Annotated in this window: 20 protein-coding genes; 15 read left to right on the top strand and 5 right to left on the bottom strand. The window is 49.9% G+C overall.

What is annotated here, in order from left to right; translation table 11 throughout:
- Positions 1-7: 7 nt before the first annotated feature.
- The 4 genes from K4H25_RS11200 to K4H25_RS11185 all read left to right on the top strand — a co-directional run bounded on the left by K4H25_RS11200 (position 8) and on the right by K4H25_RS11185 (position 3,363).
- Entirely contained in the window at positions 8-1,093 is a 1,086-nt protein-coding gene (locus tag K4H25_RS11200) for a ribonucleotide-diphosphate reductase subunit beta (RefSeq protein ID WP_221020587.1), read from the top strand.
- Between the two features lie 84 nt (positions 1,094-1,177).
- Positions 1,178-2,265 (top strand): IS3 family transposase gene (locus K4H25_RS11195; RefSeq protein WP_221020586.1). Its coding sequence is split into 2 segments (ribosomal slippage): positions 1,178-1,430 and positions 1,430-2,265, totalling 1,089 coding nucleotides; the frame shifts between segments, so codons are not numbered across the junction.
- A 143-nt stretch (positions 2,266-2,408) separates the two neighbouring features.
- Positions 2,409-2,684, top strand: coding sequence for a hypothetical protein (locus K4H25_RS11190; protein ID WP_221020585.1), 276 nt, complete (start codon positions 2,409-2,411; stop codon positions 2,682-2,684).
- A complete protein-coding gene (locus K4H25_RS11185) occupies positions 2,665-3,363 on the top strand; it encodes a hypothetical protein (RefSeq protein ID WP_221020584.1) in 699 nt (232 codons plus the stop codon). Before K4H25_RS11190 ends, K4H25_RS11185 begins: the two co-directional genes overlap by 20 nt.
- A 275-nt stretch (positions 3,364-3,638) precedes the next feature.
- Here K4H25_RS11185 and K4H25_RS11180 read toward each other — a convergent pair whose 3' ends face one another.
- A complete protein-coding gene (locus K4H25_RS11180) occupies positions 3,639-5,111 on the bottom strand; it encodes an alanine/glycine:cation symporter family protein (RefSeq protein ID WP_221020583.1) in 1,473 nt (490 codons plus the stop codon).
- Positions 5,112-5,599: 488 nt separating this feature from the next.
- On the opposite strand from K4H25_RS11180, the gene K4H25_RS11175 reads away from it, so the two are divergent.
- The 3 genes from K4H25_RS11175 (at position 5,600) to K4H25_RS11165 (ending at position 9,091) form a co-directional block, all read left to right on the top strand.
- On the top strand, positions 5,600-5,956 hold the full coding sequence (locus K4H25_RS11175) for a glutathione S-transferase N-terminal domain-containing protein (RefSeq protein WP_221020582.1): 357 nt from the start codon (positions 5,600-5,602) through the stop codon (positions 5,954-5,956).
- Between the two features lie 444 nt (positions 5,957-6,400).
- Positions 6,401-8,104 (top strand): methyl-accepting chemotaxis protein, encoded by a 1,704-nt coding sequence (locus K4H25_RS11170; protein WP_221020581.1) that lies wholly within the window; start codon positions 6,401-6,403, stop codon positions 8,102-8,104.
- Positions 8,105-8,245: 141 nt separating this feature from the next.
- A complete protein-coding gene (locus K4H25_RS11165) occupies positions 8,246-9,091 on the top strand; it encodes a CPBP family intramembrane glutamic endopeptidase (RefSeq protein ID WP_221020580.1) in 846 nt (281 codons plus the stop codon).
- Here K4H25_RS11165 and K4H25_RS11160 read toward each other — a convergent pair.
- Positions 9,088-9,675 (bottom strand): metal-dependent hydrolase, encoded by a 588-nt coding sequence (locus tag K4H25_RS11160; RefSeq protein WP_221020579.1) that lies wholly within the window; start codon positions 9,673-9,675, stop codon positions 9,088-9,090. The two genes, K4H25_RS11165 and K4H25_RS11160, sit on opposite strands and share 4 nt — an antisense overlap.
- Positions 9,676-10,104: 429 nt before the next feature.
- On the opposite strand from K4H25_RS11160, the gene K4H25_RS11155 reads away from it, so the two are divergent.
- The 7 genes from K4H25_RS11155 (at position 10,105) to K4H25_RS11125 (ending at position 16,428) form a co-directional block, all read left to right on the top strand.
- Complete coding sequence (locus K4H25_RS11155; RefSeq protein ID WP_221020578.1) at positions 10,105-10,803, top strand: ABC transporter ATP-binding protein; 699 nt, start codon at positions 10,105-10,107, stop codon at positions 10,801-10,803.
- A complete protein-coding gene (locus tag K4H25_RS11150) occupies positions 10,800-12,194 on the top strand; it encodes an ABC transporter permease (RefSeq protein ID WP_221020577.1) in 1,395 nt (464 codons plus the stop codon). The genes K4H25_RS11155 and K4H25_RS11150 overlap by 4 nt, the downstream gene beginning before the upstream one ends.
- Positions 12,195-12,224: 30 nt before the next feature.
- Entirely contained in the window at positions 12,225-12,413 is a 189-nt protein-coding gene (locus tag K4H25_RS11145; protein ID WP_221020576.1) for a LiaF transmembrane domain-containing protein, read from the top strand.
- Positions 12,406-13,263: an outer membrane lipoprotein-sorting protein gene (locus tag K4H25_RS11140; protein ID WP_255587556.1), complete on the top strand. Its 858-nt coding sequence runs from the start codon at positions 12,406-12,408 to the stop codon at positions 13,261-13,263. The genes K4H25_RS11145 and K4H25_RS11140 overlap by 8 nt, the downstream gene beginning before the upstream one ends.
- On the top strand, positions 13,260-14,567 hold the full coding sequence (locus tag K4H25_RS11135) for a hypothetical protein (RefSeq protein ID WP_221020575.1): 1,308 nt from the start codon (positions 13,260-13,262) through the stop codon (positions 14,565-14,567). The genes K4H25_RS11140 and K4H25_RS11135 overlap by 4 nt, the downstream gene beginning before the upstream one ends.
- Positions 14,564-15,622: a sensor histidine kinase gene (locus K4H25_RS11130; RefSeq protein ID WP_221020574.1), complete on the top strand. Its 1,059-nt coding sequence runs from the start codon at positions 14,564-14,566 to the stop codon at positions 15,620-15,622. Before K4H25_RS11135 ends, K4H25_RS11130 begins: the two co-directional genes overlap by 4 nt.
- 71 nt (positions 15,623-15,693) lie before the next feature.
- Positions 15,694-16,428, top strand: a complete 735-nt coding sequence (locus tag K4H25_RS11125) for a LytR/AlgR family response regulator transcription factor (protein WP_221020573.1) — start codon at positions 15,694-15,696, stop codon at positions 16,426-16,428.
- 87 nt (positions 16,429-16,515) lie between these two features.
- Here the strand turns inward: K4H25_RS11125 and K4H25_RS11120 are convergent, their stop codons facing one another.
- Together K4H25_RS11120 and pssA are read right to left on the bottom strand one after the other, a co-directional pair.
- On the bottom strand, positions 16,516-17,499 hold the full coding sequence (locus tag K4H25_RS11120) for an IS110 family RNA-guided transposase (protein WP_221020572.1): 984 nt from the start codon (positions 17,497-17,499) through the stop codon (positions 16,516-16,518).
- 435 nt (positions 17,500-17,934) lie between these two features.
- Entirely contained in the window at positions 17,935-19,275 is a 1,341-nt protein-coding gene (gene pssA, locus K4H25_RS11115; protein ID WP_221020571.1) for a CDP-diacylglycerol--serine O-phosphatidyltransferase, read from the bottom strand.
- 322 nt (positions 19,276-19,597) lie between these two features.
- On the opposite strand from pssA, the gene K4H25_RS11110 reads away from it, so the two are divergent.
- Complete coding sequence (locus K4H25_RS11110; protein ID WP_221020570.1) at positions 19,598-20,809, top strand: EAL domain-containing response regulator; 1,212 nt, start codon at positions 19,598-19,600, stop codon at positions 20,807-20,809.
- A 78-nt stretch (positions 20,810-20,887) separates the two neighbouring features.
- On the opposite strand, the gene K4H25_RS11105 is transcribed toward K4H25_RS11110, so the two are convergent.
- Positions 20,888-21,982 carry a PLP-dependent cysteine synthase family protein gene (locus tag K4H25_RS11105; protein ID WP_221020569.1) on the bottom strand — a complete coding sequence of 365 codons (1,095 nt, stop codon included), beginning with the start codon at positions 21,980-21,982 and terminating at the stop codon, positions 20,888-20,890.
- Positions 21,983-22,271: the final 289 nt, after the last annotated feature.

Below are 22,271 nucleotides of genomic sequence, written 5' to 3'. Positions count from 1 at the left end.
AAAAATAATGATTAATTTTGATGACGAAGTAATCGCCAGCCCCCGTGCCACTGCCGCCGCGACCCCGGCTGCGAGCAGCAAACGCATTAGCGCCGACGATAAACGCGTAATCAATGGCACCACCGACGTCAACCAATTGGTGCCATTCAAGCACAAATGGGCGTGGGAAAAATACCTCGCGCAATGCGCAAACCACTGGATGCCGCAAGAAGTGAATATGCAGCGCGACATCGAGCAATGGAAAACCGGCCAATTGTCTGAAGACGAAATGCGTCTGGTTAAGCGTAACCTCGGCTTTTTTGTTACTGCCGACAGCTTGGCTGCCAACAACATCGTGCTCGGTACGTATCGCCAAATTACTAGCCCAGAATGCCGCCAATTTTTGCTACGCCAAGCGTTTGACGAAGCCATTCATACGCATGCGTATCAATACATCGTTGAGTCGCTCGGCCTAGACGAAGGCGAAGTATTTAATGCGTATAACGAAGTGGCCTCAATCAAAAATAAAGACGATTTTTTAATCCCATTTATTGATGTATTGACCAACCCCGAATTTAAAACCGGCACATTAGAAACCGACCAGCAATTATTGCGCTCGATTATTGTCTTTGCCTGCATTATGGAAGGCTTGTTCTTCTATGTGGGCTTTGTGCAAATCTTGGCACTTGGTCGTCAAAACAAAATGACTGGCGCCGCTGAGCAATATCAATACATTCTGCGCGATGAATCAATGCACTGCAATTTTGGTATCGATTTAATCAATACCATTAAAATGGAAAACCCAGAATTATGGACCGAAAGCTTTAAAGCTGAATTGGTCGGCCTATTCCAACGCGCAGTTGAGCTTGAATACGCTTACGCTGAAGACACCATGCCACGCGGTGTATTGGGCCTAAATGCTGCGCAATTTAAAGAATACCTACGCTTTATCGCCAACCGCCGCATGCAACAAATCGGCCTAAATGAATTATTCCCCGGCGTCACCAATCCATTCCCATGGATGAGTGAAATGATTGATTTGAAGAAAGAGAAAAACTTCTTTGAAACTCGGGTGACTGAATATCAGACGGGTGGGGCGTTGAGCTGGGATTAAGGTTTACATTTCGGATGGTAATCCCCCCACCAAACCAGCTCATTTTTAAGTAGAATTTTCTCGCAGTCTTTGAGGAGCTTCTACATGAAAGCAGCACGTTATTCTGACAGCCAGATTATGGCGATTTTAAAGCAGGCCGAAGCCGGCTCCACTGTTCCTGATTTATGCCGTGAACACGGCATGAGCTCGGCCTCTTTTTATAAGTGGCGCGCTAAGTTTGGCGGCATGGACGTCTCGATGATGACGCGCATGAAAGAGCTGGAAGATGAAAACAAGCGCCTTAAAAAGATGTATATCGAAGCTCAAATGCAGGCAGACATCATCAAGGAAGCCATGGCAAAAAAGTGGTGAAGCCATCTCAGCGGCGTGAGATGGCGCGCTGGGCCGTTGAATCAAAGGCCGTTTCGATTCGTGCAGCTTGCGCTAGCTTTATGATCAGCACGACTTGTTATCGCTATGTGGCAAAACTAGACGCAGAAAATGAAAAAATTGCCGATTCGTTACTGCAACTTACCCAAGTTCATCGCACATGGGGCTTTGGTCTGTGCTTTTTGCATCTACGAAACGTCAAGAAAAAGTCTTGGAATCACAAACGGGTCTACCGGATTTATTGCGATTTAGAATTAAATCTGCGAATTAAGCCTAATAAACGCTTAATTCGTGCAACGCCAGCACCATTAGCAGTGCCTGAGAAAATCAATGAAACGTGGTCGATGGATTTTATGCACGATCAATTAGCCGATGGCCGCAGCATTCGCCTGTTTAATGTGATTGATGATTTTAATCGGGAGGGTTTAGCGATTGATGTTGATTTCTCTTTGCCGGCCGAGCGCGTGGTGCGTAGTTTGAATCAAATCATTGAATGGCGAGGCAAGCCAAAACGGATTCGCTCAGATAATGGGCCTGAATATATTAGCCAGTTGCTAAAAAACTGGGCGGAACAACATTCAATTGAATTGGCGTATATTCAGCCGGGCAATCCCCAGCAAAATGCCTATATCGAGCGCTATAATCGGACCGTGCGGCATGAATGGCTGGCTTGCGATGACTTTGAAAGTCTTGCTGAAGTGCAAGAGGTTGCCACGCAATGGCTTTGGAGCTACAACAACGAGCGCCCGCACATGGGTTTGGGTGGCATCACCCCGAAACAAAAACTGGCATTACATGCCTGACCTCTACTTTTAAGTGAGCTTAAAAGTGGGGGGATTACCGGATGTTTGATATAAGCCCTGCTTTGCAGGGCTTTTTTTATTGTAATTAAATCAAATAGTATTTAGTATCTGGATGTTGATTACTTAAAAAGAAAGGTTTTCCGGTGGATAATGAAGAATATAGCCAGGTTGGCTTTGTTAAATATTCTGGTTCGCGTCATCCATCTGGAGTTATAGATGCAGGAAGTGCAGGTAAAGCACTTGTTGGTCTTGATGAGGTTATCCGGTTTTTTAATTCAAGACAATCTCCAGCATTTCATAAAATTGAATATGATGTTCCGATTAAAACTGAAGCTGGCTCATGGGTGGCAATACTCATGGCTGGAGGGGCCGCTATTGGTGGTGCTTTTGCATTGGGATATGCAAAAAAAAGCAGGTGAAAAAATGGCTGAGAATGATTTTAAAGACATAGGTTTGAAAAATGTTATGTCTAAATCAATATCGGCTTTGTTGTATTTAGTAAAAATTGTAAAGCATACGAAGCGAGTAAAAAATTGGGATGTTGAAAAAATTGAGCCAACCTTGAGTGAGGATTTTGTAGTTATTGTTAATAATGAAAATAAAGAGCTAATGGTTCCATATGCTTATTATGAGTGGTTTCAGCATTTGCCACAAAAATCATTAAATAAAATGGTGTCAGTGATTGAAGAAAACAGAGTGCTTACAATTGGAGTTTATGGGGATAGTCCCGATCAAGTGTCAGTTGATAATACTGAAAAAATCTACTTTGATCAATCATTGGAAGTAGATGAGGATGAAGAATTTTTATTTCCTGAGTTTGTACAAGGAGATAATGTTTTACTAGAGGGAAAATTAATTCGAGGTAGTGAAAAAACAAATAGTCTTGGTTTGGAGTATAAGGGGCATATCATAAATTGCGTGCCTGTTGTTGGTAATGTAAGGCAATTTAAATCGGCGCTTTTTCTTAGGTGCAGAGTGGTTGGTATTATTTCTAGACATATAAAAGAAAAATTTGTTGCAGAGAAAAGGCCTACTCTTATTATTCATGAAGTAATACCACTCGAAAGTGATGAGCAGTCTATTTTTAATTTTACGTAATCCTCGAAGGCATTACGCCGTATCAATGGGGCTGGTGTATTGCCGCTGCGCGTCGAATACACCCTACGGTTTGACGTTACTATTGTCGGATATGGATTGGCGGGTTACGCCTTTGGCTAACCACGCCCTACGCTGTGAAATCAAAACCGCCAAATTGATGCTAGCGGTTTTGTTTTATGCGGCGCACTTGCGTGGGCGGCGCAGGTTTGCAGGAAGTAAAAAGCCCACCGATCAGTCATGATGGTGGGCTGAGTTTGGCTTAAACAATCCGGTGATTATTTGCGCTTATCAGTTTCAGGTTGTTGTGCCGCTTCACGAGTTACCCAGAAATCAGCATCGGCAATGCCGAGTTTAACAGGGTCAAACGTCGGGTCTAGCCCTTGCGCTTTTTGTGCTTCGTAGTCTTTGAGTGCAATCAGGGCCGGTTTTTGTAATAGCAAAATGGCAATAATATTGAGCCACGCCATCATACCCACGCCAATGTCGCCTAAGCCCCACGCTAGATCAGAGGTGCGTACCGCGCCGTAAACCACGGTAGTGAGTAGCATACATTTGAGCAAGAACAGCGCAGTGCCGCTACCACGGCGCTTTTGCAGCAGGTAGGTCACATTGCTTTCGGCGATGTAGTAGTAGGCAATAATGGTGGTGAAGGCAAAAAACAGCAGTGCCACACCGACAAACATTGCGCCAAAGCCAGGGAAAACGCTTTCTACTGCCGATTGCGTGTAGCCCGTGCCAGCGGCGATATCCGGTAGACCATGAAACAAGAATCCGCCTTCTTTGTTCGGATCAGCCACATTAAATTTGCCGGTGATCAAAATCATAAACGCTGTGGCTGAGCATACGATCAAGGTGTCGATATACACCGCAAACGCTTGCACGATCCCTTGTTTGGCAGGGTGAGACACTTCAGCCGCCGCTGCCGCGTGTGGGCCAGAGCCTTGACCGGCTTCATTGGAATACACGCCGCGCTTCACGCCCCACATAATCGCTAGGCCAATCATGGCACCAAAGCCAGCATGGAAACTCAGTGCTGAGCTTACGATTAGCGTGATGACTTCGGGGACCAGGTGAATATTGAGTGCAATGATGACCAGCGCCATCAGGATGTAACCCAAAGCCATAAAAGGCACCACCACTTCAGCAACACGGGCGATGCGTTTTACGCCGCCAAAAATGATCGTTGCCAAGACCAGAACCACACCAAAGGCGGTGGTTTCTGGTGGAATGCCAAAGCCATTGCTCAGTCCACTGGCGATGCCGTTGGCCTGCATGCCGGGCAGCAAAAGGCCGCAGCCCAAGATGGTGGCCAAGGCAAAGGCAATGGCGTACCAGCGCATTTTTAGGCCGCGCTCGATGTAATAAGCCGGGCCGCCACGGAATTGGCCGTCGATGCGTTGTTTGTAAATTTGCCCCAAGGTGCATTCTACATACGAGGTGCTGGCGCCCAAAAAGGCCATCATCCACATCCAAAACATCGCACCCGGGCCACCAAAGGAAATGGCGGTGGCAACGCCGGCGATATTACCAATCCCGACTCGGCCCGAGAGTGTCATCGATAAAGCTTGAAACGAAGACACGCCTTCGCTTGAGGCTTTGCCATCAAATAACAAGCTGAACATATCGCGGATGAGTCGCAACTGCATAAATCGCGTACGGATTGAAAAATACACGCCCACGCCAAGGCAAAGATAAATCAATGCCGGGCTCCAGACGTAACTGTTAATCAGGTTGACCCAATCTTGCATTTGTTTAATTCCCTAGAGGGTTTTTTAGTCGTAGCAAGATTGTGTCCATCTACCGTAAGTAAGGCTATTGGGTATATCGGGTATATTACTTACAAACTGGCTCTGTTAAACGCTGCAATACCATTAGCGCCAGCATGGCTTAGGGTTGGCGAGCGCCGATAGGCTTTGAGAGGGCTGGTGTCGTGATTTGGTGCGCAAAAGCTGAAGGCAATGCACACCCTGCGGCGGTATTGCTTTGTGGGCTTTTTATTTTAATGCTTTGATGGAAATACCCCGTGGCAGCTAGGGTGGAATAAGCATCGCGCATTCCACCGTTTCGTGATGCCCAAGGTGGAATGCACTGCGATTATTCAAACCCTACGCATTATTGCACCTTACTCACGATTTGAATTGATCGCGCCTTACGCGGTTGCACAAAGCCATAGCCCAAATGCTGGCGATTGGATAAAATCGCCGGCTTAAAAATAATTAAATAATTCGAGATACTTATGAAAGCATTCCGCTGGATCGTTGGGCGATTGATTTTGATTTTAAATGCGATTTTTGCGCCGAAAAAAGCGCAGCATCCGGCTGAGCATCAAGCATGGTTGGATCAGCAAACTCAATCGTTGGCGCTGTATGAATACGAGGCTTGCCCGTTTTGCGTGAAGGTGCGCCGCGCACTGCGCCGCCAAGGTTTAAATATTCAAACCATCAATGCCAAACAAGCTGAGCATAAAGCCGAGTTGGCAAAAATGGGGGGCAAGGTGCAGGTGCCGTGTTTGCGCATTGAAGAAAACAACCAAGTGCAATGGTTGTATGAATCGAAAAGTATTATTCAATACTTAGAACAACGCTTCGCCTAATCCTTAGCGCGTGCTGCTGCTTGGCGCGCTGCTTTATCTTTCACCGAATAAAACCGCCCGATTCGTTTTCTGGCGGTTTTTTTATGCGCTGCGTCGGCATGGATTGTTGGCGCAAGGCGACGGGCTTAATCTTGCTGAGGGGTATTGCGCTGTAGCGCTTTGTGTTTTTTGCTTCAGTAGCAATACCTAGTCATCGATTGGCGCTTGCGCATTGAATTATGTTGTCGATATCGTTGCGAAAAGGCGGTTTAGGCTTTGGCACAGCGTGCGATCTTTTTTTGTTTGGCGTGGGATTTTCGCTGCTTGGCAAGGCAATGCGCGGCGTGATGGTGTTTGGGGTTTAGGCGTTTGATTTATTTTAGTATTCGTCAGTTAAATCGTGTTGTATGCGCAGATAAAAACCACTATTGTTAGTAATGTTAATGACAATTTGAGGTGAGAAAAATGTCGGCTTTTCAAAGGAATCTATTGGGCTCAGTATTGGGCTTGATTGCCTTGGCTTTGTTGTTTGCCTTTTATGTTGTTGCTCAAAACAAAGTCGATCGTGAGAATGAGCTGCGCTATCAATCGTATTTACTCGCTGATGAGTTGCGGCAATCGTCGGACGATTTAACGCGCTTGGCGCGAACGTATGTGGTGAGTCGCGACCCAAATTATGAAAAGCAATATATGGATATTTTGGCGATTCGCAATGGCGAAAAGCCGCGCCCCGAGGCGTATAACCGGATTTATTGGGACTTTGTTGCCGCCAACAATCAAGCACCACGCCCTGATTCGTCGGTGAAAGTGCCATTGCTGGACATGATGAAATCGCTGGGCTTTACCGAGGCTGAATTTGCCAAGCTCAATGAAGCAAAGAAAAACTCCGATGGTTTGGTCAATACCGAAGTTGAAGCGATGGGTTTGGTGAAAAAAACCGGTGAGGGCGCCGAAGAAGGCTATGCCAAAGCGCGAGCGATGATGCACGACGCGACGTATCACAGTAATAAAGCCAAAATCATGCAGCCGATTGATGATTTTTATCAGTTGTTTGAGCAGCGCACGCAAAAAGCCGTGGCCGATGCCGCTTTTGTCGCCTCGATGATTGAAATGGGTTTTTTGGTGGTGGGTTTGGCAACGCTGTTGATGCTGTGGCTCACGTATCGCAGCTTAATCAATGTGATTGGCGGCTCGGTGAGCGAAGCCAAAAAACACATTGCCTATTTGTCTGAGGGGGATTTTTCTCATCCGATTGTTCCAGAGGGCAGCGCTAGCGACAGCTTTATGGCCTTGATGGCGGTGATGCAGCAAAAACTCAGCCGCATCGTATTGCAAGTGACGATGACTGCGCGTGAGATTGAGCAAGGTGCGGTAGAGATTAGTTCGGCGTCCAGCGAAGCCGAGCATTTGGTGCAAGGGCAAACGGATTCAATGTCGAGTATGAGCGCGGCGATTGAGCAAATGGTGGTCAGTATTAATCATGTGTCGAGCAACGCCAGCAGTGCCTCAGAGCGAACTCGCTCGTCGAATCAAGCTTTGGATCGCGGTGAACGGGTGATTAGCGATACGGTCGATAGTATTCGAGTGATTGCCACCTCGGTGCAAGATGCATCCAATAGCGTCGCCACGCTCACTGGGCAAACGCAGCAGATTTCGCAGATTGTGCAGGTGATTCGCGATATTGCCGATCAAACTAATTTATTGGCGCTCAATGCCGCGATTGAGGCAGCGCGCGCTGGTGAGCAAGGGCGGGGCTTTGCGGTGGTGGCCGATGAGGTGCGTAAGTTGGCCGAGCGCACGGCACTCTCGACGCAAGAAATCACCGAAAAAATTCGCAGCATTCAGTCGGGTACCGAGTCGACTGCGGTGTTTATGAATACCGGCGTGAGTAAAGTCGCAGTTGGGGTGGACTTGGCCAGCCAAGCAGGCGGCGCATTTGGCTCAATCCGGCAAGATGCTAATGATGTGATGGGCGTGATTGATGAAATTAGCAGCTCTTTACACGAACAATCACAAACGGCCAACCAAGTGGCCAATAATATTGAGCAAGTGACGCAAATGGCCAGCGCCAGCTGTACGGCGGTTGAGCGGGCGGCGAGTATTTCGCGGCGCATGGGCGAGCTATCAAAATCATTGAGTATGGAAATGAAAAACTTTCAGCTGACTTAATCAGTATTGTTGCGCGCAAGCCTGCTTGGGTTAACTCAAGCAGGCTTTTTTGCGTCTGAAACGGCAGTTTAAATCAATGCTTGCGCGTTGATGATGGCTGGCTTGCGGTAAAATTCAGCACTCTTTTTGCTGATTGCTGCGATGACACTCCTGTATTTCTTGCCTTTTGCCGCGCTGTTTGCTGCGTCTTTGCTGGCAATTTTGGGCTTTACTTGCCGTTATTACCTGCCTTTGTTGGTGTTGGCGTATGGCGCAGCGGCGCTGCTTGGTTTGCTTGATGCGTGGGCCTTATTGCCTATGGTTTTACTGGGCTTGGCGGGCTGGGGTATGCGCGGAACGCGGCGATCGATTCGGCTATTGGCGCATCTCGTTTTTGTCGGTACGGCGCTGGGTTTGATGCTGCATCGCTTTGCTGGATTTAAAAACCCCTTGGTGTTTGCTCCGCAAGCCTTGTCGGTCGATGCGCTGCCGTTTTCGCTGTATTTAAACCTAGATAAGCCGCTGATTGGTTTTGGTTTGCTGCTGTGTTTTCCACTGCTGGCGCAGCGAATGGGCCTAGGGCGAACGCTAGTCGCGGCGATTATTCCGTTGATTGCGGCTATCGCATTGATTGTGCCTGTGGCTTTGAGTTGGCAGGTGCTGGCATGGCAGCCTAAATGGCCAGATATTACTGCGCTGTGGTTATTGAATAATTTTTTGCTGGTGTGTATGGCCGAAGAAGTGTTTTTTCGCGCTTATATACAAGGCCATTTAAGTCGCTGGCTGGCGCATAGGCCTTATGGTGCGGGTATTGCGCTGGGTTTGGCGGCGTTATTGTTTGGCTTGGCGCATATGGCGGGCGGTTGGCTTTGGGTGGTATTGGCAACCATTGCCGGCGTGGCCTATGGCGTAGCGTATCGCTATGGTGGTTTGCTGGCGGCGATGCTAGCGCATTTTGGCCTCAATGCGCTGCATTTTACCTTGCTGACTTATCCGATGCTCCGTTAGGCCATGATACGCAGTAGATGCACCAGCATCGTAGCGCTTTGCTCAAGCGCGGCAACGCACCAGTTGCTGACCGCCATATGGGCAGGGCGAATCCATAGATCGCCCGGTCTTTGTAGCGCCACCCATAAAAAATACCCTACACCGAGCCAGCAGCCGCGATAAATAAAATGCTCCATTGGGCCATCGGCTTTAAAAATATTTAAAGAGAATTTTTTGCGGATGGGCCAGAGCAGTGGCACGCCTGATGGGGTGAGCAAATCGCCGATAATGTGCGAAAAATAGCCGATGACCAAGGGCAAAACGGGGATGTTTTGCTGCTCGCGATAGGTGAGCAACAGCCAAATAATCAATGCGACCATCAAAAAAGAATGCGTAAAGCCGCGATGACCAAACACTTTGGCAATCGGTATCGATATATACGGCACGATACGGCCAAAAGTCGATTTGGGATGATCCAAATCGGGCAGTAGGCCGGCTGCGCCAGCGAGGGCGACTTCATGCACTTGCGGCATCCGCTGCAAAATGCCAACACTGCAGGCCACCATCATCAAGGCGGCAAATGCAATGTGGGTCCGGGCCATCATGGGTAATACCTTGCAGAGCAAACGATGGGTGCCATACCGATATATGGTATTGGCATGAAACCCTTGTAAACAAAGGGGGCTGTGAAGATACCAGAAAAACTAAGCCTTGGTATAAGAAAATGCAAGGGGTTTGCCGTTCGGCTTACCGCGCTTACAAATGGCTTTCTACTGCCAGACTGCTTGACTGATTAATCCGCCGATTTGACTGCATTGCCTTGGCAAAGTTCGCCGTGAAAGGGGCGTTTTTTGCGCTGGGATGGCCAATCGGGCAGCGGTTGCGGCGGCTCGGGTCGCAGTCTTTATCGTGGGCTCACCAATTAATCCAAAAATCCGGCATTTCAAGCGCCAAAACCCCGCTTTATCGCAAATTTACGCAGCGCTACCCAAACGGCATACAGTGTAATTCTCTGCCTTGAATTGAGAACGACCATGTTGCCAGTCACCTTACAACAAGTGAATAAACGCTATCAGCTCGACAGTGTGGCAGTGCCCGCTTTGGCCGATATTAATTTAGAGATTTTGCCGCAGCGGTTTACTGTGCTCTCCGGCCCATCGGGTAGCGGCAAAACCACCTTGCTTAATTTGATTGGCTGTATTGATTTGCCCGATAGCGGTGAGATTACGGTGGCCGGTGAAAACGTGCAGCAAATGAGCGATTCGGCTTTGGCGGACTTTCGTTTGCGCCATATTGGTTTTGTGTTTCAAAACTTTAATTTATTGCCGGTGTTATCAGCGTTTGAAAACATCGAATACCCTTTGCTTTTGGCCAAAGTGGCGCGGCCAGCGCGGCATAAACGGGTAAAAATGCTGCTCGACGCCGTCGGCTTGAGCGAAAAAAGCCAGCATTTACCCGGGCAACTGTCGGGCGGGCAACGGCAAAGGGTGGCGATAGCACGGGCTTTGGCGACGCAGCCGCAGTGGGTGTTGGCCGATGAGCCAACGGCCAATCTAGACAGCCATACTGGCGCGTCGATTATTGCGCTAATGCGGCAAATGCAGCGCGAGCTGGCGGTGTCGTTTGTTTTTTCTTCGCATGACCCACAAGTTTTGGCCGCAGCGGATGATGCGGTGATGATTCGGGATGGCCGTATTGTGGCGATTGAACGCAAAATGGCGGTGGCATTATGAGTGTTATAACGTTGGCGCTAAGAAATTTATTACGCAATCGTCGTCGCTCTTTAACCACCTTGCTGGCGATGATGATTGGCGCGGTGGCGATTCTGATTTTTGGCGGTTATAGCGGCAATATCAATTTGGGTTTGCAAACCAACTTTGTGCGCAGCGCCGGGCATTTGCAGATTCAGCATAAAGACTATTTTTTATACGGCAGCGGCAATCCAGCGGCGTATGGCATTAAAAACTACGCCAGTTTGATTGAAGTGCTACGCCATGATCCAGAGTTAAAACCGCTGCTGACGGTGGTAACGCCAACGCTGAGCCTAGGGGGTATTGCCGGCAACTTTAGCGCTGGTGTGTCGCGCACGGTGATCGGTACCGGGGTATGGGTGAGCGATCAAAATCAAATGCGCCGCTGGAATGAATTTGATTTTCCCGGCGAGGCCAAAACGCTGGCCTTAACCGGCACGGCGGGCAATGCCGTGGTGATTGGCAATGGTGTAGCGCGGGTGCTGCAGTTATGCGCGCCGTTGCAGCTCAAAGATTGCCCGGCCAGCCAAGCCAAAGTCAACGATGGCCCTGCGGCGCCCGATGATATCAGCGCTTTGTCGCAGCAAGCCAATGCCGAAAATCCAAAACAACAAACCAGCGCTGTACCGCAAATTGAGTTGTTGGCCGCTAATGTGCACGGCGCGCCTAATGTGGCGACTTTGGCGGTGGTGAAAGCGCAAGGCTTTGGCGTAAAAGAGCTCGATGACATTTCAATGCTGCTGCATTTACCGCAAGCGCAGCAATTGGTGTACGGCCAAGAAACACCACAAGTGACGGCGATTGTGTTGCAGCTTAAGCACAGCGCTGATTTAGCTAAAGCACAGGCGCGGATCAATACGCTATTGACCACTACGCTCAAAGATCAGCCCTTGGCGGTGTATGACTATGCCACGCTGAATCCTTCTTTTGGCCAAATCACTGGCATGTTTACCGCGATTTTTAGTTTTATTTCGCTGCTAATCGGGGCGATTGTGCTGTTTACTGTTGGCAATACCATGAGCATGGCGGTGATGGAGCGCACGGTGGAAATCGGTACGTTGCGGGCGATGGGCGTGCGGCGTAATGGCATCTGGCGCTTATTTGTTTGCGAGGGCGCTTTGCTAGGGGCCATTGGCGCGATTTTCGGGGTGGTATTGGCGCTGGTATTGGCATGGGTAATTAATCATGCCGGTTTAACTTGGTTGCCGCCGGGCAATACTGAGCCGGTGCCACTCACAGTGCGGGTGTGGGGCGAAACGCGGATGTTATTTGGTACGGGATTGATGTTGGTGGTATTGGCGGCCATCTCGGCTTGGTGGCCAGCGCGCCGTGCTGCCAGAATGAATATTGTCGATGCATTGCGTCATGTGTAAGCCGTCATGTGTCAATACCAGAAGGATAGAATGATGCGACATAAGTATTTTTCTGCGCTGCTGTTGGTTGCGCTCGGGCTGTTGTTTTTGGCGCATAACTTTGGCTTTGTACCCAGCTTTGGCCAAATGTGGGCGCTGTGGTGGCCCTTGGTGCTGATTATTGTGGGGGTGAATTTATTGTTTCGCCGCCCGAAAGACAAGGACGACAAAGATGAATAAAGCGATGCAGCAAAGCTGGGCGACGATGCCCGCAGCAGGTGAACGCGCGGCTAATAACACCGCCCAGCGCTCACTTAAAACGCTGTGCCGGGTATTAGGTGCGAGTGTAGTGCTGGCCTGCTGCGCATCAGTGGGTGCGGCACCGAGCGCGCAGCAAATCTTAAGCGCCAGCGACGCGATACGTAATCCTGAGCAACCTTTTGGCGTTACCAGCACCTTGATTGAATATCGCAATGGCAAGCAAGTGGAAACCAGCACCTTGGCGGTGTATGCGCGCGCTGATTCGCAGAGCGGGCAGTTTCGCAATTTAATTCGCTTTGTCGCACCGCAACGCGATGCTGGTAAATTGCTGCTGAAAAATGGCAATGATTTATGGCTGTATGATCCATCCAGCAAGGCCAGTATTCGGATTTCGCCGCAGCAGCGTTTGCTGGGCCAAGCGGCCAATGGCGATGTGGTGACGGTGAATTTGGCGGTGGACTATGCCGCAAGTTTGCTTGGTGAAGAAACGATTGCCGATGGTGAACGGCAAAATCGCGACACGTATTTGCTTAAGCTCAATGCTAAAACGCCGGATGTGACCTATCACCGCATCGATTATTGGATCGACCGCAATAATAATCAGCCGGTGAAAGCCAAGTTTTATTCCAGTAGCGATCATTTATTAAAAACGACGTATTACCGCCGCTTTCAAAAGCAGCTTGGCGTGTCGCGACCCACCGAAACGGTGATTATTGATGGGCTAGATCCGCAGTGGGTCACGGTGCTGCGCAGCAGTGATTTTGCGTTTCGCGACGTACCCGAGAGCTGGCTGCAGCGGGATTTTTTGCCCCGCTTTAAGGCCGAATGATGGTGTACTGGCATGGCATGAGCAACACTCGCGTGATGCAGCAGGCGTTTGGCCGCGATGCGCAGGCGCAAAAGCAATCCAGTTTGGCGGGGATGGTGGCCGTGTTTATCGCGCTACTTGCTAGCCCGTGCTGGGCGAGCGATGCCGATGCGCTGTCTTTGGCCGATCAAGCGTCAGAGCCAGCGGTAGCTAGATCGGACTGGCAGATTTTTACTGAGGGTATGCTGGGGCATGTGAATCAGCGTGCGCCTTTGGACGATATACGCATTGGTCGTGCCTCGGTGGATGTGTTGCTCGATACGGCGATTAATCCAGAGTGGCGATTTACACTGGCCAATCGTGTTGATTGGCTGGGGCAAGGTGGGCAGGATGAGGTGGTGAATACCTTTAAAGAAGGCTATGTCAGCTGGCAAGCCAGCCCCAATGCCGCGCTCGATCTGGGGCGGGTTAATTTACGCAGTGGTGTGGCCTTGGGCTACAACCCAACCGATTATTTTAAAGTCGGCGCTTTGCGCTCGGTGGTGTCGATTGCGCCATCGAGTTTGCGTGAAAACCGCCTCGGCGTGGGCATGCTGCGCGGGCAGTGGGTTTGGGAAGGCGGTGCAGTCAATGCGGTGTTTGCGCCTAAATTGGCAGATCAGCGGCAAAGCGCAGCGTTTTCGCCTGATTGGGGTGCGAGTAATTCGGTGTCGCGGTATTTGTTGACTAGTAGTGTGCAATTATTGCCGGGCTTTGCGCCGCAGGTGTTACTTTTGGGTGAACAAGGGCAGTCGCCACAGGTGGGTATGAATGCATCGATTTTGGCGGGTGACGCTTTAACCCTCTACGCCGAATACAGTGGTGGGCGCAGCGCAACCTTGTTGCCTGCTGCACCCGTAACGTGGCATTCGCGCTTGGCCGCTGGCGGCACGTATACCTTTGCCAATAATTTATCGCTGAGTTTGGAATATCACTATGATGGCGCGGCGCTCAATCAAAGCCAATGGCGCGATTTGTGGCGCAACCCTGCCGATTATTGGGCGTATCGCAGTGCGGTGTTTAATGCACAAAGCTTGCCCACACAACAGGCGGCAATGAGTTTTATCACGTGGCGCGACGCGGGATTGAAGGCCTTGGATTTAAATTGGATGCTGCGGCGCGACTTAGTCGATCAAAGCTGGCAAAGCTGGTTAGAAGCGCGTTACCATTTTGAGCGCATGGATTGGGCGCTGCAATGGCAGTATCAAAACGGCGCACCGGGTAGTCAATACGGCGCGTTGCCACAACGGCATAGCGTACAAGCTGTGGTGAAATACTTTTTTTGAGTGATCAATTGATGCAAGCACAAGCCAAAACCATCTCATGCCGCTACCGACAGGACTTGCCGATTTTACTCTTGGTGAATGCGCTGATTGCCGTGCTATTGACCTTAATCGACGAGCGAACTGCGCTGGTCGATAATCTGGTGATTTCCAACTGCATCGGTTTTTGTATTTGGCTGTGTAATTGGGCGATGGATCGCATGATGGGCGATGCTTGGCCACGGCCTTGGCGGATGTTGATTAGTACGCCGCTGGGTTTGTTGGCAGGCTTTGCGCTGGCTGCAGCCTTGGGCGCATCCAATGTGATCGCGATTTTGCTGCATGCGCCCAGTCAAGCTTGGCGCTGGGTGGCGATTGCGGTGCTGATTTCAGGCTTTGCCAGTGCTTTTTTTTGGGTCTTATTTCGCGCGCAGCGTGATCGCGCTGAATTAGAAGTGCAGCGCCGGCATGCCGCCGAGGCGCAGCAAGCACAAACCGCCGCGCAATTGGCGATGCTGCAAGCGCAAATTGAGCCGCATTTTTTATTTAATACGCTGGCCAATTTACACAGCCTGATTGCGCGCGACCCCGCTTTGGCGCAAATCATGCTGGAGCATCTCAATGATTATTTACGCGCCAGTCTTAAGCGTACGCGGCAATCGACAACCTGCTTGGCTGAAGAACTCGATTTAGTCAGCGCGCTATTGGCGATTAATCAAATTCGTTTGGGTGAGCGTTTAAGCTATCTAATTCGCGTGCCGGCGGCTTTGCGCGGCGCTCAGTTGCCGCCGTTATTATTGCAGCCCTTGGTGGAAAACGCTTTGCAGCATGGCATTGAGCCGGCCATCGCCGGCGGCGTGATTGAGATTGAAGCCGAAAAAATCGGCACGCAACTCTGCCTACGGGTGATCGACAGTGGCATGGGCCTGAATTTGAATGCGCCAAGCCAAAGCGGTATCGGTTTAGCCAATGTACGCGATCGCTTGATGTATTTGTATGAAGGCCAAGCTACACTCAGTATTGCTGGCAATACCCCGTCGGGTGTGGTGGCCGAATTGCGGATTCCTTTTGCCGAGTAGTTGGGTTGAGTGGTTTTTTAGAAACCACACCATCCTAATTGTAGGTGTACAAACTGAGGTCAATTTTAACGATGCCAACTGCCCTGATTGCCGATGACGAGCCGCTCTTAATGGCGGCGTTTGCCAGTCGCCTTGCTGTGGTGTGGCCGCAATTGCAGATTGTAGCGCAGGCCAAAAATGGCGTTGAAGCGGTGGCGCTACTGAGCCAATGGCAGCCCGATTTTGCTTTTTTGGATATTCGTATGCCGGGGCTCAATGGCTTGCAAGTCGCAGCTACTTGGCGCGATACGCGGGTGATTTTTGTTACCGCGTATGACGAATACGCGGTGGCGGCCTTTGAGCAATCGGCGGTGGATTATTTATTAAAGCCAGTGAGCGAAGCGCGGTTGGCGCAATGCGTGCTGCGCTTGCAGCGTGAGGTTAAACCCAGCGTTGATTGGAGCCAGCTCAGTCGTGAGCTGATCGCGCCCGCGCCACCGACTTATTTGCAATGGCTCACCGCCAGCCTAGGCGATAGCACCCGGCTGATTGCAGTGGACGAGGTGCGGTATTTTCAGGCAACCGATAAATACACCGAAGTGGTGACGGAGAGCGGGCGGTTTTTGATTCGCACGTCGCTCAAAGACTTATTGCCGCAACTCAATCCACAATTTTTTGCCCAAATTCACCGCAGCTACTTGGTGAGTTTGCCCGCCATTGCCAAAATCGAAAAAGACCTACTCGGGCGCCAGCAAATCTATCTAAAAAACAATTTCGCCATCTTGCCGCTAAGCCGCAGCCACGCCGCACAATTTAAACAAATGTAGGGGTATGGCTATGTGGTTGTTTTTTAGTGAGGCTTCTATAGTAATACCTGCATATAAAAGCGAGCCCTGTAGATACCGTCTTGCCGGTCAAGCATTTTGATACTCAGCTTGATACTTTTTCTGCGTTTTCAGCACGCCGAAGCACAGGTGAACTAATTTGCGCATGCAAGCACCGAGCGCCGACATTTTGCTCTTGCCTCGGGCCAGTAAACGTTCAAATAAAGCTTTAACGTGGGGGTTGTACCTAGTCGCGACGACCGCCGCCATGTAGAGCACGGCGCGAACCTTTGCAGGACCAGCTTTAGACCGTTTGGCGCGCCCAAGAATCGATGACCCCGATTGCCGCTCGACGGGCACCAAGCCCAAATAGGCCGACAATTGTTCGGCCGTATTGAATTGATGCGTATGCATCACCGCCAATAATTGCGTGCCACTTTGTGGGCCGATTGCTGGGATGGTTTGCAGTAAATTGAGGTCGTTTTTCAGGCCAGGATGACGGTCGATATGGTCGTCGATTTGGCTTTGTAGCTTTTTGAGCTGAGCATTTAGAAAGACAATACTGTCGTTAATCGATTGATGAATCAGCTCGGTCGTCACCGTAGATTCAGCTTTTTCTTGCCGATTTTTTTCGCGGAGCAAGTCTTGCAAAATCGCTTCTCGACGAGCCAGAAGTCCTTTTAGAATGCGGGCTTCAGGCGGAGGTGGCAGCCACGCAGCAGGCTTGATCATCGCGCAGTAACGCGCCAGAACTTGGCTGTCGACGCCATCAGTTTTGGTGCGCACTGCGAGGCCTTGGCCGAAATGCTTCACCTGCGCGGGATTGGCAATCGACACGCAAACGCCTGCATCATGCAGTAGGGTGGCGGCCAGTTCGTGATACACGCCAGTGGCCTCCATCGTGACGTGCAGCTGGTCATGCGGAATGTGATTTTTAGTCAGCCAAGCCAGCAAATCAGCAAGGCCTTTGGCTGTATTGGGTACGACCTTGGCCTTGCCTTTGAGTGGGTCAAGTTGAGTTAACAAGTAACAATCGAGCTTAGCTTTAGCAACATCAATACCGAGATAAAACATGAAGATTCTTCCTGTAAAAATGCCTAATTCGCCCACTTGCCTTGTGCATACAGGGTCAAAGCCCTTGGCTACCGTTCAGTGTCTGATTTGGCGAAAGAAGTGAGGACGAAGGGTTTAATCTACATGGCAAGGTCGATGCCTTAAGGGTGGAACCAAACTCACTTCGCCTCATGTGGTAGTAGCTAACCACCACGGAGAGAAAGATACAAGGGTGGAATAAGCAACGCGCATTCCACCGGCTTCGTGCAATAAGACTTGTGCCGCTCCAGCATTATTTCGCAATCAGTATTTGTATTTTGTCCTGAGTACCCGATGTTTGGCGACCTGTTCTGAGGTGTCAGGTGGAATGCACTTCGTTTATTCCACCCTACGTTTGGGCTTGTGGGGTATAGCTTGCTGGTTGTTTATGAATGTCCTGCCTAGGGCAATACCTGCTTATAAAAAGCGCGAAAGTAAGCGATCGACTCGGATTCGCGATAGGCGAGTGAGGAGTTTTTTTACTTTTTCTGGGTAGTCAGCCAAGGTTTCTAGCTCGGTAAAACTCGCGATGCGCCGAGTGCGTTGGCGGATGTGTTGCAGCTCGGCAGCGGTGCTGGTGCTGAGCTCGCCGTGTGGGTCGTGAATTAAGAGCGCGTTTTCTAAATCTAAATTAAACGCCCGTGGGTTGAGATTATTGCCGGTGATCAATTGATAATCGTCGTCGACCCAAATGCCTTTGAGGTGAAAACTATGGCCGATGTCGTGCCACAGTAAAATATTCAATTGCCCAGCTTGCATGGCTTTTTGCTGCACTTTGGCAAAGCGGCGCAAATTGGCTTCGTATAAATACGGTAGCGCGCCAATGGTTTTAAATGACTCGCTCGGCGGGATGTAAAAATCGTTCGCTGTTTTATCACCAATGATTATTTCAACCTGCACCCCTTGTTTGATCAGGCTGTTGAGCGCCTTGGTCACGCTGCGTGGCAAATTAAAATACGGCGTGCAGATGACGATTTTTCGCTCGCTGGCACTGATCAATTTTAAAATTAAACGATTAAGCGGATTGCGCTGGCCAACGCCAACCCAAGGCGTAATCGCCAGCCCCGTTTCGGTATTACTGCTGCCTTGTAGTGAGTAGCGCGCCGCTTTTAAGTGCTGCCGGAAGTGGCGAATTTCGCCACGAATGGTTTTGGTGTTGGGAATATTAGGCCGATCAAGACGATGCACTGCGGTTTGGCTCAGTAGCGCCGTTTGAAAAAACTGCACCATGCTCTCGGCGAGCGCGGGGTTGTGCAGCACATGGTAGCGATCGTAGCGATAGCGATCGCCAACGTGTAAATACACATTATTCAGGCTGGCGCCGCTATAGATCACCGTGTCGTCAATGACAAAGCCTTTTAGATGCAATACGCCAAGTAATTCGCGGCTTTGCACCGGCACGCCATAAATGGGGACTTCCAGATGCTGTTGCTGCGCACGTTGTTGATACCAAGCGGCGTTGCCTGATTCGGCCTTGGCGCCAATTAGGCCGCGCTGCGCGCGATGCCAATCGACCAAAACGGCGATTTCTAGTTGCGGTTGCCGCGCTTTGACGGCATAGAGCGCCGACAAAATCAGATCGCCCGCTGCGTCGTTTTGTAAATACAGCGCGGCAATGTAGATACGGCGTTGTGCTTTGGCGATGTGCTCGAGTAATTGCTCACGAAATTGAGCGCTCGAGGTTAAAGCCTCAAAGGTGTCAGCTGATTGGGAAAAACGCGGTAAGGCACTTAAAAAAGCGCGAGGAGATTCAAACAAAATGCCAGCCTAAATGTAGAGCGATATTGTGTAAATATGGGGCTAAAGGCCGTTAATACAAGATATCGATCGATGATGTGGGTTAAAGCGCGTGGCTTTAACTTTGCCAGACCTGCAGTGTAATGATCAAGGTTTTTTTTGGCGGTTTTGCTGATATTGATTGACCTCGCGTGGCGGTTTTATGTTGGTATGGGTTTGCGTGTTTTGATTTTTAATATTGTTTTTATAATCAATTGGTCAGCATGTATTTATTTTAAAGAAAGTTTCAGTGGTTTATTGCTCTGCATGTGCTTAAATTTCAGCGAGAGAAAGGAGTTTATTCATGTCGCCGATGGATCAAGTGCCACAAATTTTGCTGGTCGACGATAGCGCTGTACAGCGGCAGTTGATGCGTGCTATTTGCAGCGAACTACCCGACTTGCAAATTTTTGAGGCGGCCGATGGCAGGCAAGCGCTGAATCTAATTTATGAGTTGGGCAATGTTGATCTGGTGGTGGTGGATTTAAATATGCCAGGCATGGATGGCATTGAGTTATTGCAGCATTTGGCCAAGCATGCCCAGATCCCTGCGGTGATTTTAATTAGTGGCTACGCGCCTGAATTACTTGAGAACTGTGGGCGAGCCGCCAAAGCGCTGGGTATTGCGTCGATTGCGTATCTGGTCAAGCCGATTCAGCCAGAAGCATTGCAGCGCGTGGTGACCGAGTTATTACTGAGCGCCAAGCTAGAAACCCATCAACAAGTGAGTGATGCTGAGGTGCCGCTGATTGAGATTGTGAGCGCTTTGGCGCAAAACCAATTTACCGCGTATTTTCAGCCGATTTTAAGTCTGAAAACCGGCGCAATTGTGCAGTGTGAGGCACTGGCGCGTTGGCAGCATCCGCAGCGCGGTCTACTTGCTCCCGGCGCATTTATCGATCGGCTTGATCAAGAGGGTTATTTAACCTTGCTCACTAGGAGAGTGGTACAGGCCAGTTTTGATATGATGCAGCGCGCTAAGTTTTCGCCTGAGATGCGCTTGTCGATAAATTTATCGCGAACTCAACTAGAGGACGCCGAGTTGCTCGATTGGATTCATAGCCAACTATTGCTGCGGAGTTTGTCGCCGCAACAGGTGGTGCTTGAGATCACTGAAAATTCGGCGTTTGCCAATCTCGGGCAAACCATGACGACCTTGCTGCGTTTACGATTGCGCGGTTTTGGTTTAGCGATCGATGATTTTGGCGTTGGCCATACCACTATGGATATGATCAAAGATTTACCAATGACCGAGCTTAAATTTGATATGAGCTTGATTAAAAACATCCATCGCGAGCCGCGTTGCCAAAGTATTATTGATGGTATGGTGCGGATTGCCCAAGAGCTTAATTTACGCATGGTGGCCGAAGGCATTGATAATTTGGATGATTTAAATTATTTGCGCCAGCGCTACGCAGGAATTGATCTGCATTTGCAAGGCTTTTTATTTAGTAAACCCGTGCCATCTGAGCAGCTCGTTTTGCAAATGCACCAGGCCCCAGGTTTGCCAAGCTAAGTGGCGATATCGCGATGAATATAAAAAACGCAGCCATGGCTGCGTTTTTTATATGGCTAAGAATAAAACGCTACTGATTTAGTCTTTGTCTTGGCGCTGCAAGTCGCTCAGTGCGCCCGCTTGCCCGATTTTTGCGCTGAGCTCAGCGAGCTCTTGGTCAATATCGATGCCGTGTTGCTTTAGCCATTCTGGGTTGTAGTAAGAATGCGCGTAGCGATCACCGCTATCGCACAAGACGCTGACAATACTGCCTGCTTCGCCACGCGCTTGCATTTGGTGGGCCAGCGCTAACACGCCGATCCAGTTGCAACCCGTTGAGCCGCCAACACGGCGTCCCAGATAATTAGACAACCAATGCGTTGCCGCCAAGCTCATCCGGTCGGGCACTTTAAACATGGTGTCAATCACGTGCGGCATAAATGACGCTTCAACACGCGGGCGGCCAATGCCTTCGATTTTGGAGCCTTGCTGCAAGGTGTGGTCTTTGCGGCCACTGCAAAAAGCATCAAAAAACACTGAATTATCTGGGTCAACGCAGGCAATTTGCGTGGCATAACGGCGATAGCGCACAAAGCGGCCCAAGGTGGCGCTGGTGCCGCCAGTACCAGCGCTGGCCACGATCCAGCGTGGAATAGGGTGACGCTCTAAGCTCATCTGCGCAAAGATCGATTCGGCAATATTGTTATTGGCGCGCCAATCGGTGGCCCGCTCGGCATAAGTAAATTGGTCGAGAAAGTGGCCCTGCGTTTCATTAGCCAGGCGCTGCGATTCGGCAATCAATTGCGTTGGGTCGGCCACTAAATGGCAGCGGCCACCATAAAAAGTAATCGCCGCGATTTTTTCGGGGCTGGTGGTGGCCGGCATCACGGCAATAAACGGCAATTTTAACAAGCGAGCAAAATACGCTTCAGACACCGCAGTTGATCCGCTAGAGGCCTCGATCACCGTACTACCGGCGTGCAGCCAGCCATTGGTGAGCGCATACAAAAATAAAGAGCGCGCTAGGCGGTGTTTTAGGCTGCCGGTGGGATGGCTTGATTCGTCTTTGAGGTAGAAATCAATATCGGGGTAGGCGGCCAAATGAATCGGGATTAAATGGGTGTCGGCTGAGCGATTAAAATCAGCCTCAATGGTACGGATGGCTTGGTGTACCCAATCGCGATTGCTGGTCATGACGATCCTCAAAAAAACAAAAATAGTGCCGTCGATTGTATCGGCAGTTGTACATGCCAGCATCGGGGTATTTGCTTAGCGAGTTTGTTCTGGCGCAAGGATTGTGCGGCAAAGTTTGGGGTATTGAATCCTAGCCTTTATTTAACATAATCTTGGATTAAATACCCCTGTTTTGTGGCTGATATTTAGCTTACGTGCTAAGGGTTTGAAGTGCCTGCCGCACAATTGTTCACAGCAGAATTCATGAAGAATATGCTTTAGTCATAAATGCCCACCCTCAATAAGTATC

It is taken from the genome of Deefgea piscis, from assembly GCF_019665785.1.
Lineage (GTDB): Bacteria > Pseudomonadota > Gammaproteobacteria > Burkholderiales > Chitinibacteraceae > Deefgea.
The sequence above is the reverse complement of the archived record's forward strand: the minus strand, read 5'-3'. Positions and strand labels throughout refer to the sequence as shown.